18 protein-coding genes and 1 tRNA gene are annotated in these 15,410 nt (G+C 68.0%); 6 read left to right on the forward strand and 13 right to left on the reverse strand.

The genetic code is table 11. From position 1 onward, the window contains the following. Window positions 1–3: 3 nt before the first annotated feature. The gene (locus D451_RS0111015) at window positions 4–1,125 is read left to right on the forward strand and encodes a PQQ-dependent sugar dehydrogenase (RefSeq protein ID WP_017534436.1); all 1,122 of its coding nucleotides are present in this window, start codon (window positions 4–6) and stop codon (window positions 1,123–1,125) included. A 24-nt stretch (window positions 1,126–1,149) separates the two neighbouring features. Here the strand turns inward: D451_RS0111015 and D451_RS0111020 are convergent, their stop codons facing one another. The 8 genes from D451_RS0111020 to D451_RS0111055 form a co-directional block, all read right to left on the reverse strand. Further along, window positions 1,150–1,887 (reverse strand): hypothetical protein, encoded by a 738-nt coding sequence (locus D451_RS0111020; RefSeq protein WP_017534437.1) that lies wholly within the window; start codon window positions 1,885–1,887, stop codon window positions 1,150–1,152. Between the two features lie 96 nt (window positions 1,888–1,983). After that, window positions 1,984–2,670 (reverse strand): ABC transporter ATP-binding protein, encoded by a 687-nt coding sequence (locus D451_RS0111025; protein ID WP_017534438.1) that lies wholly within the window; start codon window positions 2,668–2,670, stop codon window positions 1,984–1,986. A 24-nt stretch (window positions 2,671–2,694) separates the two neighbouring features. Continuing rightward, window positions 2,695–4,746, reverse strand: a complete 2,052-nt coding sequence (locus D451_RS0111030; RefSeq protein ID WP_017534439.1) for a bacteriocin-associated integral membrane family protein — start codon at window positions 4,744–4,746, stop codon at window positions 2,695–2,697. 57 nt (window positions 4,747–4,803) lie between these two features. Further along, window positions 4,804–5,106: a lactococcin 972 family bacteriocin gene (locus tag D451_RS0111035; RefSeq protein ID WP_017534440.1), complete on the reverse strand. Its 303-nt coding sequence runs from the start codon at window positions 5,104–5,106 to the stop codon at window positions 4,804–4,806. Between the two features lie 19 nt (window positions 5,107–5,125). After that, window positions 5,126–5,428, reverse strand: coding sequence for a lactococcin 972 family bacteriocin (locus D451_RS0111040; RefSeq protein WP_014912390.1), 303 nt, complete (start codon window positions 5,426–5,428; stop codon window positions 5,126–5,128). Window positions 5,429–5,444: 16 nt separating this feature from the next. Continuing rightward, the gene (locus D451_RS0111045; RefSeq protein ID WP_017534441.1) at window positions 5,445–5,738 is read right to left on the reverse strand and encodes a lactococcin 972 family bacteriocin; all 294 of its coding nucleotides are present in this window, start codon (window positions 5,736–5,738) and stop codon (window positions 5,445–5,447) included. A gap of 410 nt (window positions 5,739–6,148) precedes the next feature. Beyond that, window positions 6,149–6,403 (reverse strand): hypothetical protein, encoded by a 255-nt coding sequence (locus D451_RS28580; RefSeq protein WP_241463315.1) that lies wholly within the window; start codon window positions 6,401–6,403, stop codon window positions 6,149–6,151. A 311-nt stretch (window positions 6,404–6,714) separates the two neighbouring features. Further along, window positions 6,715–7,335: a hypothetical protein gene (locus tag D451_RS0111055; RefSeq protein WP_017534443.1), complete on the reverse strand. Its 621-nt coding sequence runs from the start codon at window positions 7,333–7,335 to the stop codon at window positions 6,715–6,717. A gap of 337 nt (window positions 7,336–7,672) precedes the next feature. Here D451_RS0111055 and D451_RS26420 point away from each other — a divergent pair, with 337 nt between their 5' ends. Then, window positions 7,673–8,593: a nucleoside hydrolase gene (locus D451_RS26420; protein ID WP_241463316.1), complete on the forward strand. Its 921-nt coding sequence runs from the start codon at window positions 7,673–7,675 to the stop codon at window positions 8,591–8,593. Between the two features lie 7 nt (window positions 8,594–8,600). Here the strand turns inward: D451_RS26420 and D451_RS0111065 are convergent, their stop codons facing one another. The 5 genes from D451_RS0111065 to D451_RS0111085 form a co-directional block, all read right to left on the reverse strand. Further along, complete coding sequence (locus tag D451_RS0111065) at window positions 8,601–8,909, reverse strand: hypothetical protein (protein ID WP_017534445.1); 309 nt, start codon at window positions 8,907–8,909, stop codon at window positions 8,601–8,603. A 156-nt stretch (window positions 8,910–9,065) separates the two neighbouring features. Next, window positions 9,066–9,389: a MerR family transcriptional regulator gene (locus D451_RS0111070; RefSeq protein WP_014911489.1), complete on the reverse strand. Its 324-nt coding sequence runs from the start codon at window positions 9,387–9,389 to the stop codon at window positions 9,066–9,068. Window positions 9,390–10,135: 746 nt separating this feature from the next. Further along, window positions 10,136–10,315, reverse strand: coding sequence for a hypothetical protein (locus D451_RS0111075; protein ID WP_241463317.1), 180 nt, complete (start codon window positions 10,313–10,315; stop codon window positions 10,136–10,138). 171 nt (window positions 10,316–10,486) lie between these two features. After that, window positions 10,487–10,744: a hypothetical protein gene (locus D451_RS0111080; RefSeq protein WP_152472854.1), complete on the reverse strand. Its 258-nt coding sequence runs from the start codon at window positions 10,742–10,744 to the stop codon at window positions 10,487–10,489. A 132-nt stretch (window positions 10,745–10,876) separates the two neighbouring features. Further along, a tRNA-Gly gene (locus D451_RS0111085) sits at window positions 10,877–10,950 on the reverse strand. A gap of 136 nt (window positions 10,951–11,086) precedes the next feature. On the opposite strand from D451_RS0111085, the gene dcd reads away from it, so the two are divergent. The 4 genes from dcd to D451_RS0111105 all read left to right on the forward strand — a co-directional run bounded on the left by dcd (window position 11,087) and on the right by D451_RS0111105 (window position 15,319). Continuing rightward, complete coding sequence (gene dcd / locus D451_RS0111090) at window positions 11,087–11,677, forward strand: dCTP deaminase (RefSeq protein WP_014911499.1); 591 nt, start codon at window positions 11,087–11,089, stop codon at window positions 11,675–11,677. 417 nt (window positions 11,678–12,094) lie between these two features. After that, window positions 12,095–13,123 carry a quaternary amine ABC transporter ATP-binding protein gene (locus D451_RS0111095; RefSeq protein ID WP_014910182.1) on the forward strand — a complete coding sequence of 343 codons (1,029 nt, stop codon included), beginning with the start codon at window positions 12,095–12,097 and terminating at the stop codon, window positions 13,121–13,123. After that, entirely contained in the window at window positions 13,120–14,340 is a 1,221-nt protein-coding gene (locus D451_RS0111100; RefSeq protein WP_017534448.1) for an ABC transporter permease, read from the forward strand. The genes D451_RS0111095 and D451_RS0111100 overlap by 4 nt, the downstream gene beginning before the upstream one ends. A 49-nt stretch (window positions 14,341–14,389) precedes the next feature. Continuing rightward, window positions 14,390–15,319, forward strand: coding sequence for a glycine betaine ABC transporter substrate-binding protein (locus D451_RS0111105; protein WP_014912923.1), 930 nt, complete (start codon window positions 14,390–14,392; stop codon window positions 15,317–15,319). Window positions 15,320–15,410: the final 91 nt, after the last annotated feature.

A 15,410-nucleotide genomic window follows, 5' to 3' on the forward strand; every position in this document is an offset into this window, starting at 1 on the left:
GACATGACACGCATAGGAACGCGCATCCGGACGAAACGAAGTGCGACCGGCCCCCTCGCCGTTCTGGGATCCCTACTCCTGCTCACCGCCTGTTCCACCGACGAGGCGGTCACGACGGGCACGGGGGTGGGCACCGAAGGCGGGAGCACCTCGCTCGGTGAACCGAGCGACCTGGTCACCGACCTCGAAGTACCGTGGGGGATCGACTTCCTCCCCGACGGTTCGGCGCTGATCGCCCAACGCGACTCCGCGGAGGTCGCCCTGGTCGACTGGGAGGGGGAACGCTCGGAGGCGGGAACGGTCGAGGGGGTCTCGCCCCGAGGTGAGGGCGGACTGCTCGGACTGGCCGTGGACCCGGACTTCCCCGAGAACCCCCATGTCTACGTGTACTACACCGCCGCATCCGACAACCGGGTCGCCCGGGTCGACTACGACGAGGACACCGGGAGACTCGGCGAGGCCGAGGTGATCCTCGACGGTGTCCCGGCGGCCTCCACCCACAACGGGGGACGGATCGCCTTCGGCCCCGACGGCCACCTGTACGTCGCCACCGGTGACGCCCAGGACAGAGAGGCGGCCCAGGACACCGGTTCGCTCGCCGGGAAGATCCTGCGGATCACCACGGACGGGGAGGCCGCCCCCGGAAACCCGTTCGACGACCTCGTGTACACCTACGGGCACCGTAACGTCCAAGGCCTGGCCTGGGACGACGAGGAGAACCTGTACGCGATCGAGTTCGGTCAGGACACCCTGGACGAGGTCAACCTGATCGAACCGGGGAACAACTACGGCTGGCCGGTGGTCGAGGGTCCCGGTGGCGGTGACGAGTACACCGACCCGCTGCTCACCTGGGAACCGTCCGAGGCCTCTCCGAGCGGGGCGGCGGTCGCCGGCGACTCGCTCTGGGTCGCGGCCCTGCGCGGTCAACGCCTCTGGGAGGTGCCCCTCACCGGAGACGGGACGGTCGGCGAACCCCGCGACCACCTCGTCGGGGAGTACGGACGCCTGCGCACCGTCGTGGCCACCCCCGAGGGCGACGGCCTGTGGGCGACCACCAGCAACCGGGACTCCCGAGGCACGCCCGCCGAGGGCGACGACCGTGTCCTGGGAGTTCCCCTGGAATGAGGCGGAGACCGAAGGGCGGCGAGGTCAGAGCAGGCCGCGTGAGACGACCTCCTCGGTGAGGACACGGCGGATCTCCTCGTCCTCGCCCAGGTGGCCGCGGTGTCCGGAGTCCTCGCGCAGCCGGGAACGTATCGCGGCCACGACCTCGTCGCTCACCAGGGATTCGGCCAGGGGCGCGGCCTCGACCGCCTCCCGCCAACGGCGCAGCGCCTCCAGACGTTCGTGCTCCACCGACTCGCGTGTCATGTGGAACAGTCCGTCGACGGCGCGGTCGTAGCCCTCCTCGTCGAGGATGTCGACGTCGATGATCGGGATCGGTGTGTGACCGTCACCGTCGGGACGCAGGTGATAGGCCCGCCAGACCCGACCGTTGGTCAGGAAGACCCACTCCGCGCCCCGCTCGGCCGCCAGGCGCCGCGACATCTGGATGTTGCGCAGGTCCAGTTCCTGCCCGATCCGACGAACGTCGATGGGGGCGAAGAGCTCGCCCTCCAGGACGATCGCGTAGTCGATCGAGTCGCCGCTGGTGCGGAATTCGGTGGTCAGGTCCTGGTATTTGCTGAAGTTCAGCCCGACATCGAAGAAGTCGGCGACGAGCAGTCGTGTGTCACCGTCGTTGGCGTCGCGTTCCACCAGCTCGGTGAGAGGGCCGCGGAACCGGTCGACGGCGGCGGCCACACGCCCCCGGACCTGGGTCTCCCAACTCGTGGTGATGGTGAACTCAGCGGTCCTGGCCATGACCTGGGTCTCTTCAGCGTCCATGCCGTCCGTTTCCGTGTCCCGGGGTCGATCCGTCGCACGGCTCTCGCCGGCTCCGGAGGCCGGGGGCACGCGGACGGGGGAGAATCGTCCCCGATGCTACCCCTCCGAGCCGTGATCCCCACCTTTCAGGGGCTTGCCGGAACCGGCCCCGACGACGGTGTTTCGTGACGGGCCCAGATCGAGGACGGTGTCGCAGGCGTCGCGCACGCGTTCGTCGTGCGTGGCGATGACCACCGCGCGGCCCTCTCGGCTCATCCGGTGGAGAAGCTCCACGACCGCGCCGGTGTTGCCCTCGTCCAGGGCCCCGGTCGGTTCGTCCGCCAGTACCAGGGACGGGTCCTTGACCAGGAGACGGGCCAGGGCGACACGTTGACGCTCGCCCCCGGACAGGTGGTGCGTCCGCTCTCGTGCGCGTCCGGCCATACCGACCCGCTCCAACGCCCGCTCGTGATCCAGGCCCGAACCCCGCCGGCGGGCGATGTCGAGGTTGGCACGGACGGTGGCGTTCTCGACCAGGGCGTAGTCCTGGAACAGGTAGCCGAGGTGGTCGCGGCGGAACCGGCGCCGCCGTCCGGGGCCGGCCCGGGTCAGGTCGGTGCCCTCGAACAGGATCCGCCCGGAGTCGGGTTCGTCCAACAGCCCCATGCAGTTGAGCAGGGTGGTCTTGCCCGACCCGCTGGCACCGACCAGGGCGAGCGTTCGCCCCGCCTCGACGGCGAGATCCAGGTCCTTCCACAGGACACGGGAGCCGTGGGACCTGCTGAGAGCTTCCAGGGTGATCATGTCGTTCCCTCGGGTCGGGTCGGGTCAGGCCTGGGAGGAGCCTTCGCGGACGATGCGTCGGTGGAAGAGGAGGAGGGTGCCCAGGGTGAGGGCCAGTGAGAGCAGGACGATGCCCACCGCGTGGAGCGGTCCGGCGCCTCCGTCGGGTGCCGAGAGAGGCGCGAGGTCGGGCGGTCCGGCACCGGTACGGAGGGCATCGAGGACGGTCCAGCCCACGAAACCCAGCGCGATCGCCGTTTCGACCGCCAACAGGCGTCGGTGCGTGGTGAGGAAGGAGTGGCCGCAGAGGTGCCGGGCGAAGATCCTCTGCGCGTGGACGCGGACGTGGACGACGCACGCGGCCATGGCGGTCAGCAGCAGGATCGCGCCCGCTCCGACCAGGTTGAGCAGGGAGTCGCGCAGGATCCCCGACGTGAGGTCGTACGTCCTGTGCGCGCTGGTGGCCAGCGTCTCGACCATGGAGATGTAGCGGGCCGCCCACGGGTCCTCGGAACGGAACGTCTCCACCACGTCCGGGTCGGGGAAGATCGTCTGCCGGGCGGACATGTGGTCGACGTAGCCGCTGTCGGAGAGCACCCTTCCGGCGGGCAGCACGACGAGGACCGGGTCCTCCACCAGGGGGCTCGTACCACCGAGACGTTCCTGCGCCCCGTAGACGAATACGCTCCGATCGTCGGCGAGGGGCGCCGTCTCGATCCTCGGTGGCCCCCGACCCTCCTCGCCGTTCATGGCGAGCCAACCGGCCGCCCCTTGGCGCAGGTCCGCCTCGTGCTCGAGAGCCGGATCGGGCAGGAGCAGCCGCACGCTCTCGTCCGGGCCGTAACGCTCTCCTGTGGGGGACAGGACCTCCTCCGCGCGTAGATAGCCGTCGTTGACCACGAGGATCGGGGTGTCCATGACGGTAGGGTCCGCCCCGACCGGGAGGAACTCCCCGGGGGAGAGGAGCACGGACAACACCATGTCCCCGGTGACGTCGACCCGCCGCAGCCACGGACCGAGCAACCCGTCGACCGCCTCCGCGTCGGCCCAGCCGTAGTCGGCGCTGAGCGCGGGGCGCGAGGTGTCGCCATACCTCTCATAGATCTCCAGCCCCGAACGCTGGTCGCGGACACTCTGCGCGGTCGAGACCACGGTGCCCAGGACGACCAGCGTCAGCACCAGGGCGGGGATCCGTACCGCGTTGATCGCCACGAGGGCGCCGAGGACGGGGAGTCTTCCCTCCAGAGCGGGCAGGATCCCGACCGTCCGCGATAGGGCGAGCGCGCAGGCGTGCACCACCAGGCACGGCAGGGTGAACACGACGAGGAACAGCACCGTGAGGCGGGCGTGGAAGCCGAACTGGTTCCCCCCGTTGTAGAACCACAGCAGGATCAGGGTGAGGACGGCCGTCACCGGGAGGACGACGGCCCACAGGCGGGCGATCCGGACCAGTTCGGAAAGCAGTACGCGCGTTCGCGACCACCCGTGCAACCGCTTGACGGCGTGCTCACGTGAGCCGAGCAGTACCCCGGCGCCGGTGGCCGTCATGGTGCCGAGCAGCGCGATCACCACGAGGTGGAGCAGGGGGCCGCCGGAGAAGAAATGCCACAGCCGGGTCGTCCGTGTGCCCGGAGCCTCGTGGAGACCGTGCTCGGCCAAGGCCGCGCGCAGGGCCGGTTCGGCCTCAGGGGCTCCGAACAACAGGTAGTAGCCGTTGGGGCCGACCCGGCCGAAGTCGGTGATGGGGTGGGTCTGGACGGTGAAGCCTCGGCCGAAGGACGGGTAGCCGTCGCGCAGCCAGTCGGCGTAGCGGGAGTCGGGGTCGGAGACGGCCAGGTACATGTGGGCCTTCGAGGAGGGTTCGTCCACGTCGAGGACGCTGTAGCCGATCGCGGCCCCATGGGCGTCGGCGACCTCCTGGACGGTCCGCGCGACCTCGTCCGTCGCGTGGGTGCCGTCGTTCTCGGTGATCCAGATCAGTTCGGCGTCGTCGAGTACGTAGATGGTCCGTTCGGCGGTGGCGGCCAGGAGGAAGGCGACGAGTACGGCGAACACGACGCACGCCGTGTAGGCGAAGGAGAGGGTCCGGTCGGGCACCTGGCGGTCCTGTTCATAGGAGCGGTAGGGGGTCGAGGGCCGCGGATGCCTCCGTGATCAGCAGCCGTTACGCCAGTACTGCTGATTGTTGGCCAGGGCGCGGGAGGCCTCGGCCCGGGCCCAGGCGCCGGCCGGGGCGCCGACACGTTCGGTATGGGTGCCCACGGCGGTGGCCCCATGACAGTTCTTCGGATGGTGGTAGTGCGAGCGGACCAGGCCCTGGCCGGGGACGCCGGTGAGGCTGCGCTCCCATACCCCGCCTCCGACATGGGAGCGTGCCGCGTGCGCGGTGCCTACGGAGCCCGCGGTGAGCCCCGCGGTGACGAGTACGGCGATGACGAGACGTTCGAGGGTGGACACGGAGGTACCCCTTCGCGGATCAGCAGTGGTTACGCCAGTAGGTCTGGTTGTTGGCGTTGGCCCTGGGGGCGACGGCGTGCGCCCAGCGGCCGGGTTGTTCGTCGACGCGGACGGTACGGGTGCCCACGGCGGTGGCTCCGTGGCAGGCGGTGCCGTGGAGATAGCGGGAGTAGACCGTGCCGGCGCCGGGGGCTCCGGTGACCCCGCGGCTCCATTCCCCACCCCCGATGAGGGAATAGGCGGCGTGGGCGGTTCCGGAGACCCCCATGAGGGTTCCGATGGAGAGAAGGAGAACGAGGAGGAGGTTCTCGAGATTTTTCACGGTGTCCCTTTTCGGTTCAACAACCGTTGCGGTAGTACGACTGGTTATTGGTCCAGGCCTTGGGGGCTCCCGCGTGGGAGGTGCGTCCGGGCTCGGTGTTCCGGGAACGGTCCGTGTAGGTGCCCACGGCGGTGGAGCCGTGGCAGTTGTACGGGTGGTGATAGTTCGAGTAGACGCTGGTCTCCGTGACACCGTGATGCCAGGTTCCGCCTCCGATGGAGGTGGCGGCGAGGGCGGCGCCCATGGCGCCGGCGAGGGCTCCGGTGGTGAGGAGGGCCGTGATCGACCCTCCGAGGACACTCCTCCTCATGGCGGTCTTCCTTCCGTGATGGTCGCCTGTGGAATCGTGCGAGAAGGTGTGAAAGGGGACCGTCGATGAGGACCCCTTCCCGCCCTCCCTTGAAAACCAGTCTTGCCATGGATTTTCGCTACTTCTCTTTTCTGGCCGTATGCGGCCAGAATCAAAAAGCGGGTCCGTGTTCAAGGTAAAAGCGGCGAGTGAAAAGGGGTTAATCATCGCGAAAACAGGAATTTCTGGGCAGGGGGCGTCGATCTGAGCAGCACTCAGGGAAGGCGTCCAACGGCCCCGGAGAGGGAAGGACGACCACGAGCATCCGCCCGATGCACCGGTCGGGTACGACGCCCCTCACCCCGGTAAGAGAAAGCGGGCAACGGTCGGAGGGCCCGCGCTCCAAGGCACGGGCCCTCCGAGGAGAGAGGTCAGCCCTCGTTGCCGTTCAGCCGTTGGATGAAGGCACGGTATTCGCGCAGGGCCAGCCGGAGCGTCTCGGTATCGGCCTTCTCATCGCCGTCCCAGGCGGCGCGGAGTGCCGCTCGTCGCCGCTCCAACGCGGTGACCAGGGCTTCGGTGATCTCCGCCGCCAGAGCGTCGGCCTCCAGCACGGACTCTCCGGGACCGTCGACGAAGCCGCCCTGGATCTCTCGCCAACGCCTCCGGACCTCGGCCGCGTCCATCCCATGCGGCCGGAGAGGCCGGGAGCCGGTGGAGTCGGGGGCGGGGGTTCTCCGATCGTCGGCCCGTTCACCTTCACGAGGACGGGTCGCCTCCTTCGATCCGGGCCGTGGGCTCTCGTCGTCCCGGACCGCACTCGTGGGTCGCTCCACCGTTTCCGCCTCCCGCTCCACTCCGGTGTCCCGTGGCCCTCGGCTCTCGGACGGAGCGGAAGGGTCCGTTCTCTGCCCGGGCACACGAGGTTCCCGAGCGCGCAGGGTCCAACGGACCTCACGCCGCTCCGGCGCCGTCTGATCGGTATCGTCGAAACCGCTCAATCCGCCTCCTCGATCCGCTCTCCGCGCGATGCGTCTCCTGTGGTCGGCAGGCCTCCGAGCAGGGCGTCGGCCAGCCCCCGGTAGGCGATCAGCACCTCACGGAGGTTCTCGGTGTGCTCCCGGTCGTCCATGGCCGGACGCCCGGCCGCGTGGGCACGCCGGAGGACGGCCACGGCCTCCGGATGGTCCACGGACAAGGCTCTGGCCACGCGTTCGAACCCCGCGTCGTCATCGGTTCCGGAGGGGAGGCCCGGGTATCCGAGGTCCGTCATGATGGTCTCGACCAGACCTCGGGCGTCGCGCGCGGCGCCGACCGGATCGTCCACGAAACCCTGCTGGATCACGGACCAGGTGTCTCCGTGGTCCCGTCTCTCCTCGTCGGAGAGGGGCCGCGGGGAGAACCCCCTCCTCCGGTCCAGACGTGCGGAGAGGTCACGCTCGGCCTCCGCGAGGTTCCCGTGGGCTCGGACGGCGTGGTCGTACTCCGCGCCGAAGCGTTCCCTGAGCCGTGCGGTCCGCCGGGCGGGAAGGAGCCTGCGCGCGAGGAGGAACGCGGCTCCTCCGGCGAGGACGACCAGGACGGATATCACGAGGATGATGACGGTCTGGGTCTCCACGGGGGGTACCTCCTGCGACCTTCTCTGCCCCCGGGCCCCCGCGCGAAACGCCGCTCAACTGGGGTTACGGCGTTTGCGCTGGTGAACGGGGTGCGGTGGCGGACGGTCGCTTCGCGTGTTCGTGACCAGCCGATTCTCCGGTGAGGGTGCGGGGCGTCCGGGGTCGCGAACCCCGCCTGCCCCACATGACACTCCGGGTTCTAGGGTGACCACGGATCACATCCCCGACGCAAGAGGCCCCCGTGCCCCGGCCCGTCCACACGATCGTCGCCTGGGCCCGTCCCGACCGGAGAACGACGAAGCGACCATGAGGAGGGAACGGATGGAGAAGAGCGCGATGGGGTCTCGACGAGGTGCCCTGATCATCGACACCGACATCGGGGGCGACGCCGATGACGCCATAGCGGTCGCGGCGGCGGCCCGCCACGTCCCCGACCTGGCCCTGATCCTCACCTCGGACGAGACCACGGGGGATCAAGGGGAGGGAGGCCGGGCCAGGTTCGCCCGGCACCTGCTGAACGAGATCGGTCGAGCCGACGTTCCGGTCGTCGCCGGAGCCGCGCTCTCGCCCACCCGCCACCACTGCGTCGAAGACCTCGTCCCTGACACGATCCCGCCCCAGGACACCGACGTCGTGGCCGCGGTCCGCGCGATCGCCGCCACCCGCCCCGGCCCGATCCGCTGGGTGGGAATGGGGCCTCTGAGCAACCTCGCCCTCCTGCTCGAACGGGCCCCCGAGGTCGCCCCGAGACTCCGGGTCACCCAGATGGGCGGAGCCCTGCGCTACCGAGCGCCCGAACGCGCCGAACACAACTTCCGGCTCGACGTGGCCGCGGTCCACACGATCTTCGGGGCCATCGCCGACGGACGACTGGAGCCCCCGGAGTTCGTCACCTCCGAGATCACGTTCGTCCCCGACACCGAGATCGCCGCCGACCATCCTCTGTACCGTGCGCTGAGCGCGCCGAACACCCCCGCCTGGGCGTCCCTACTGGTCGACCACCTCGACCGATGGTTCGCCGGGTTCCACCCGTCCACCAGGCAGCACGACGCCCTGACCCTGAGCGTCGCCCTGGGGGAGCCCTTCGTGGACTTCACCCCCATGCCCTTGACCGTGGACGCCATCGGCCGCACCACCGAGGCCGAGCGGGGGACCCCGGTGCGCGTCAGCGCGTCCGCCGATTACCGCGCCTTCATGTCCTGGCTGCACACACGGCTCGACCCCGCCGGAGAACCGGTCGGGGCCGAGCGATGGTAGTGGGCGATCACCCCGAGGGGAGGCGGGAGCCGAGTTTCAGCTCGAGGCCTCCTTCGAGGGCCTCGGCCGCCGTGACGGTCCAGACCCGTTCGTCGACCGGGGTCCCCCGTTTCGTGGAATAGCCCTCCACGATGAGTTCCCAGGAGCCGTCGCCCGGCTCATGGAACAGGTGCGCGCTCGACCAGGAGCCGTCGGAGAACTCCAAGGCGAACACCTCCGGCATGTGTTCGAGTCTCTCTCCGGAGGTCTCGAGCCACAACCGGGCCCCGGGGAAGAGGTGGCTGTATCCGACGTATGCGGTGATGGAGAGGGTCATGGCGTGGCCCTCCTTCCCGAAGAACTCACCAGCGTGGTCTCTTCCACGGTTGTTCCCCCCGAAGCCGCACCTGAACGTCCCGGACCAGGGCATATGGCACGATCTCCGGGCGAGAACCTCTGTGATCCCCGTTCCGCCGCAGGCCTCGGTGCGGCCTCACGTCCGGGGCGGGTCGGTGGCGCGCAACTCCTCGTTGATGCGCCGGGCCTCCTCCAGCTGGTCCTCGAGGATGATGATGCGGCAGGCGGATTCGATCGGCGTACCCTCGTCCACGAGTTCGCGGGCACGGGCGGCGATCTTGAGCTGGTAGCGGGAGTAGCGGCGATGGCCGCCCTCCGAACGCAGGGGTTCGATCAGTTTGGCCTGGCCTAGGGCGCGTAGGAAGGCCGGCGTGGCGCCGATCATCTCCGCCGCTGCGCCCACGGTGTAAGCGGGATAGTCGTCATCGTCGAACCGATTACCGGTCTCGGGACGGGGCAAGTGCGTGTCCTTCTTCTCCTGAACGCACGTCGAGGGCCCCAGTGCCGTACGGCACCGGGGCCCGAGAGTTCAATACCACCTACCGGTCGCTGCCGGTCTTCCGCTTCCCGAGGTAAAGCCGAAACGGGATCGCGGGGATCGCGGTTGTGTGACCGTGGACCACCTTCTTCCGAATCAGGGGCCTGCGGTACCCGAGCGGAACCTCTCCTCGCCCGGGCGATCCTGATGGCATCTACTCCTCTCGCTTCTCACTTCGTGCGTTACTTTCGACTGCGGTCCTACCGGCTCCCGACGCCTGACAACCGTGCGCCGGTCGAGCCCTACCGCGTACTTCTCCTGCTGTGGTCCCCCCTGTGCGAGCGAGAGACCGGTACTACCGGCCCCGGTGTCTTGAAGCACGTGCACACCGTCGAGCCGTCCTGCTCTCCACCGGCGTATCCGGTGGTCAAGCCGTGTATCTCTGTGGCTACGACAGAAAATATACCGGGGCGGAAGGTCTATGTCTACTGTGGCCGCTGTAGGTTTTCGGTTCTCGTCGAGACCGGTTCTCCGTTGGTCCGGCCTGCCCGGGTCGCCGACCCCTCCCGGGTCCGCCCCGTTTCGTGCGCACGGTCGACGAAGGGGAGTGCCGTTCGTGATCCACTCGGCTTCGCCGGCGGGGGCGACCGGAACACGTCCGGAGAGCAACTCGTCCAGACGTTCGTCACGACCCCGTCGGGCATCGATGGCACCGTCATGGCCGAGGGCTACAGATCAGGCTCGTCGCTGGAAGACGAGACCTGCTGACGATCCCGGGAACGAACTCGATGGAGTACGTACAGGGCGACCCAGCCCACCACGTTCATCGCCCACACGATCGTGAACATCCACATTTGGAACGGCACCATGATGTCGGGATCCAGCCAGAGCATTACGGCTCCGGCCATGGTGAGGAGGACACTCACAGCCAGAAACCAAGGTCGTGACGCCCAAGAGAAAGACATGAGGTGGGGGCTCCCGCTCTGTGGTCAGGTGTGGCACCGAGTCGGCTGGAGAGTGCCTCGTTCGGGCCGTCGCCGTGGCTTCTTCTAACGGCACGACATCGTCGTGATCGCGGGCTACGCGGTGGGCTCTTGTGGACCTTCATCCGAGGGGACGTCGTGATCTTCCTTGGGGAAGGGACCGAAGCGCAGCGCCACGAGAGCCGTGACGAAGAACCCGAGGATGGGCAGGCTCACCACGGCGAGTGCTCTCCAGTCCTGGCCGAAGGAGAAGAGCAGGACCGCGGACACGGCGAACCAGATCAGGCAGAGCCCGCCCATCCGGAGGACTCGGATCTTCAGCTCAGGACGTCGGGATCGCTCTGGTCCGGGCACGGTGTCCTTTCGGGGGTGCCGGCTCTCGCCGGTAGGACGAGTCGGGTCGCACGGCTCATGGAGCCTAGGGGACCCCGGGAACGCGAAAGGCCAGGGTCCGAGTCGCCTCGAACTACCTGGCCTTGTGTGTCGTGGAGCGGATGACGGGAATCGAACCCGCGTTATCAGCTTGGGAAGCTGAAGTTCTACCATTGAACTACATCCGCGTGGGTCGCGCCGGGGGTGTGGCGGCCAACGATGGCTATCCTAGCCCAACTTCGGGGCGACTGGGCAAGTCGGCGCGAGACGGTGGCCGTGGGGGAAGCCCGTCCCGGCCGTTCTCGCAGGCGGTAGGTTCGGAGCGTGTTGCTCTCCGATCGTGACCTCAACAAGCAGATCGACGCCGGGCGGGTCCGGATCGATCCCTTCGACCCTTCTCTGATCCAGCCGTCGAGTATCGATGTTCGGCTCGACCGGTTCTTCCGGGTCTTCGAGAACCACAAGTATCCGCACATCGATCCTTCGGCGGAACAGCCGGACCTGACCCGACTGGTGGAGACCGATGGGGACGAGGCCTTCATCCTGCACCCGGGGGAGTTCGTGCTCGCTTCCACCTACGAGGTGGTGACCCTGCCGGACGACATCGCGAGCCGTCTGGAGGGGAAGAGCTCCCTGGGGCGTCTGGGGCTGCTCACCCACTCCACCGCCGGCTTCATCGACCCGGGATTCTCCGGGCACGTCACCTTGGAGCTGTCCAACGTGGCGACGCTGCCGATCAAGCTCTACCCGGGGATGAAGATCGGACAGCTCTGCATGTTCCAGCTGACGTCTCCCGCGGAACGCCCCTATGGATCCGCCGCCTACGGGTCCCGGTACCAGGGGCAACGCGGTCCCACGCCGTCGCGCTCGTTCCAGAACTTCGTGCGGACGAAGGTCAACGGCGAGAACGCTTGATCGAGGCCGGATCGGGGGCGCCCCGGCCCCCGAGAAGGCCTTACGGTACGGTCATGGGCTGACACTTTCTGTGGCATATCATGCCTGTCATCCGATTGTGACCCTCATCGCCCGAAAAAGTGCTGTGGCATAGATCACATTGCGGCATCTTGCAGGCTCTGCAACCCGTGTCATAGGTCGGAAGACACGTTTTACCTTGCTTAAACATGTTATCTGCTAGTGACATGCGGCCCGAGCTGTGCGTTCATATCTCGGTAAGGTTGCCTCCCGACGTGAACCAGGTGGTGGTTTAGCCCGTTCTGGGCGCGCACGGGGGGCTCTGCGCGGACCACTCACCTGTGGGAACCGCCAGGCAGACGGTGGGGGTGAACTTCCCCAGCGCGCCTTAGCGGCTGGGAAAGCCCCGTAGAGGAGACCGTGCCAGCAGTACGCGCAGACCATCTGTACAAGGTGTTCGGTAGACAGTCGAAGGCGGCCGTGGAACGGCTCGCCGACGGAAGTCACCGCGACACCATCGCCGACCTCGACGTGACCGCTGCGGTCATCGACGTGTCCTTCGAGGTCCGACCCGGCGAGATCTTCGTCGTCATGGGACTCTCCGGATCGGGTAAATCGACCCTGATCCGTATGCTCAACGGCCTCCTGGAACCCACCGCGGGTACGGTCGAGGTCGACGGGGTGGACATCACCGCCTTGAACAGGAAGAACCTGCTCAAGCTGCGGGGCGAGAAGATCAGCATGGTCTTCCAGCACTTCGCCCTGCTTCCGCACCGCACGGTGCTGGAGAACGCGGCCTACGGCCTCGAGCTGCGCGGTCTCCCGCGCGCCGAGCGCTTCGAGAAGGCCAAGGAGACCCTCGCCCTGGTGGGGCTGGAGGGATGGGAGGACAAGCTCCCACAGCAGCTTTCCGGTGGTATGCAGCAGCGCGTGGGCCTGGCCCGCGCCTTGGCGGCCGACACCGACATCATCCTCATGGACGAGGCCTTCAGCGCGCTCGACCCGCTGATCCGCCGCGACATGCAGACCCAGCTCCTGGAACTCCAGAAGAGCCTGGGCAAGACGATCATCTTCATCACGCACGACCTGAACGAGGCCATGCGCCTCGGCGACCGGATCTGCGTGCTCCGTGACGGCCGTGTCGCCCAGATCGGCGCCGCCGAGGAGATCCTGAACGCTCCGGCCAACGAGTACGTCGAGCGTTTCGTCGAGGACGTCGACCGCACACGGGTGCTCACCGCCTCGTCGGTCATCGACGCCGACATCGCCGTCGACTCCGGGGCGCCCGCGGTCACCGCGGACACGCTGGTCGCCGACCTGTACCCGAGCGTCTCCTCGGCCGACCGCCTTCGTGTGGTCACCGAGGAGAACGAGGTCCTCGGCATGGTGACCCGTGAGTCCGTGCTCGCCGCTCTCGGCGCCACCGCGAACGGGGAGGAGAACAAGTGACACCCGTCGACTTCCCGCCGAGCCTTCCTCTGGGGGCCGGTTTCGAGGCGTTCAACGCCTGGCTCAAGTCCAACTTCGGTCTGTTCTTCGAGCTGACCGGTGACTTCATCCGCTGGGCGGTCTCCGTCCTGTCCGGGTTCTTCGTGGACCCGGCGGCCGGCCAGCTCGCCTTCATCGCCGCGGTGATCATCGCGGTGCCGCTGGTGCGCTCGCGTCGCATCCCGCTGATGGTGATCATCGGTGTGGTCTCCGCCCTGTACATCTGTCAGGCGCAGTTCGAGCTCGCGACCACCATCATCAACAGCGTTCCGATGCTGTTCCTGTGGGCGATGGACCTGTTCGACACCACGGTCGAGCCCTACTTCGTGATCTCCCTGGTCTTCCTGATCGCGGTGACCGCGCTCGGGCTCGTGGACCGCGCGAACCGCGTCCGTACGGGGATCGTCGCCGGTGGCTGGCTGGTCCTGGTGCTGCTCGGCTGGCTGTTCCTGCCGATGCTGGTCACCAACCCGATGTCCCTGCTCATGATCCTGCTGCTGAGCCTGCTCGCGCTCTCGGTGGCCGGTTGGCGCATGGGTCTCTTCGGGCTGATCGCCCTGACCGTCGTCGCCTCGGTGGGCCAGTGGTCCAACGCGATGGACACCCTGGGCCTGGTCCTGGTGGCCAGCCTCATCGCCGTGGTCATCGCGATCCCGATCGGCATCCTGGCCGCCTACAACGACGTTCTCAGCAAGATCGTCAAGCCGGTCCTGGACCTGATGCAGACGCTGCCTGCGTTCGTCTACCTGATCCCCGCGATCTTCTTCTTCTCCATCGGCACGGTGCCCGGTGTGGTCGCGACCATCGTGTTCGCGATGCCCCCGGGCGTGCGTCTGACGGAGCTCGGTATCCGCGGGATCGACAAGGAGCTGGTGGAGGCGGGCGAGTCCTTCGGCGCCCCCAGACACAAGATCCTGACCGGTATCCAGCTGCCGCTCGCCCTGCCCACGATCATGGCCGGTGTCAACCAGGTCATCATGCTGGGCCTGTCCATGGTCGTCATCGCGGGCATGGTCGGCGCGGGCGGCCTGGGCAGCCAGGTCTACCAGGGCATCACCCGTAACGACGGTGCGCTCGGTTTCGAGGCCGGTATCGCCGTGGTCATCCTGGCGATCTTCCTGGACCGCCTCACCGCCGCCGTCACCCGTAACAGCCCGCAGGCCCGCGTCGGTGCTTGATCCCGAGGCAGGCCGGTTCCACAGAAGCACTAGGGAAGGGAATCCCACGATGTACAGCCGTAAGCGAATGACAGGCCTGGCCGCCGCCGGCATGAGCGGTGTGCTCCTGCTGACCGCGTGCGGAGGCAACGGTGAGGACCTGACCGGCGGTTCCGAGGGCGGCGGTGACGACAACAAGGAGATCAACATCGCGCTGATCGCCTGGGAGGAGGCCATCGCCACCACCGCCATGTGGGAGGTCATCCTGGAGGAGAAGGGCTACGACGTCACCGTCACCGACGTCGACGTGGCCCCGATGTACCAGGGCGCCGCCAACGGCGACGTGGACCTGTTCCTGGACACCTGGCTGCCGACCACCCACGCCGACTACTGGGAGGACTACGGGGACCAGCTCGAGGACCTCGGCTCCTGGTACGACAACGCGGTGCTGACCATCACCGTCCCCGAGTACATGGAGGACGTGAACAGCATCGCGGACCTCCCCGAGTACGCGGACGAGCTGAACAACCAGATCATCGGCATCGACCCGGGCGCCGGTCTGACCCGCGTCACCAAGGAAGAGGCCATGCCGGGCTACGGCCTGGACGACTTCGAGCTGGTGGAGTCCTCCACCGCCGCGATGCTGGCCGAGCTCGACTCCGCCATCGCGGAGGAGGAGCCGATCGTCGTGACGCTGTGGCGTCCGCACCCGGCCTACGCCAAGCACGACCTGAAGGACCTCGAGGACCCCGAGGGCCTGATGGGCGACGCCGAGACCATCCACGCGGTCGGCCGCGACGGCTTCGGCGCGGACTACCCGGAGCTGTCCGGCTGGCTCGAGAACTGGACGATGACCGACGACGAGCTGGCCTCGCTGGAGGCGCTCGCCCTGGAGGAGTACGCCGACGACACCCAGGAGGGTGCCCGCGTGTGGCTCTCGGAGAACCCCGAGTTCCTGGAGCGCGTCCTGGGCGATGACGCCGAGGGCCTGGAGTTCTAGGAGTTCTCCTCTCGGACCGGGCGACCGCCTCTCCCGGAGCGGCCGTGGCCGCCCGGTCCATCGCATCCCGCCGGGGTGTGCCGATCGCGTC

Origin of the sequence: Nocardiopsis alba DSM 43377 (assembly GCF_000341225.1) — a bacterium.
Lineage (GTDB): Bacteria > Actinomycetota > Actinomycetes > Streptosporangiales > Streptosporangiaceae > Nocardiopsis > Nocardiopsis alba.

Coding starts and splice junctions, on each gene's coding strand:
- D451_RS0111025 (WP_017534438.1), bottom strand. CDS start 2,670: ATGATCACCCTGGAAGCTCTCAGCAGGTCCCACGGCTCCCGTGTCCTG.
- D451_RS0111075 (WP_241463317.1), bottom strand. CDS start 10,315: ATGGCCGGAGCCGTAATGCTCTGGCTGGATCCCGACATCATGGTGCCG.
- D451_RS0111020 (WP_017534437.1), bottom strand. CDS start 1,887: ATGGACGCTGAAGAGACCCAGGTCATGGCCAGGACCGCTGAGTTCACC.
- D451_RS0111015 (WP_017534436.1), top strand. CDS start 4: ATGACACGCATAGGAACGCGCATCCGGACGAAACGAAGTGCGACCGGC.
- D451_RS0111065 (WP_017534445.1), bottom strand. CDS start 8,909: ATGACCCTCTCCATCACCGCATACGTCGGATACAGCCACCTCTTCCCC.
- D451_RS28580 (WP_241463315.1), bottom strand. CDS start 6,403: ATGGACGCGGCCGAGGTCCGGAGGCGTTGGCGAGAGATCCAGGGCGGC.
- D451_RS26420 (WP_241463316.1), top strand. CDS start 7,673: ATGGGGTCTCGACGAGGTGCCCTGATCATCGACACCGACATCGGGGGC.
- D451_RS0111105 (WP_014912923.1), top strand. CDS start 14,390: ATGTACAGCCGTAAGCGAATGACAGGCCTGGCCGCCGCCGGCATGAGC.
- D451_RS0111045 (WP_017534441.1), bottom strand. CDS start 5,738: ATGAGGAGGAGTGTCCTCGGAGGGTCGATCACGGCCCTCCTCACCACC.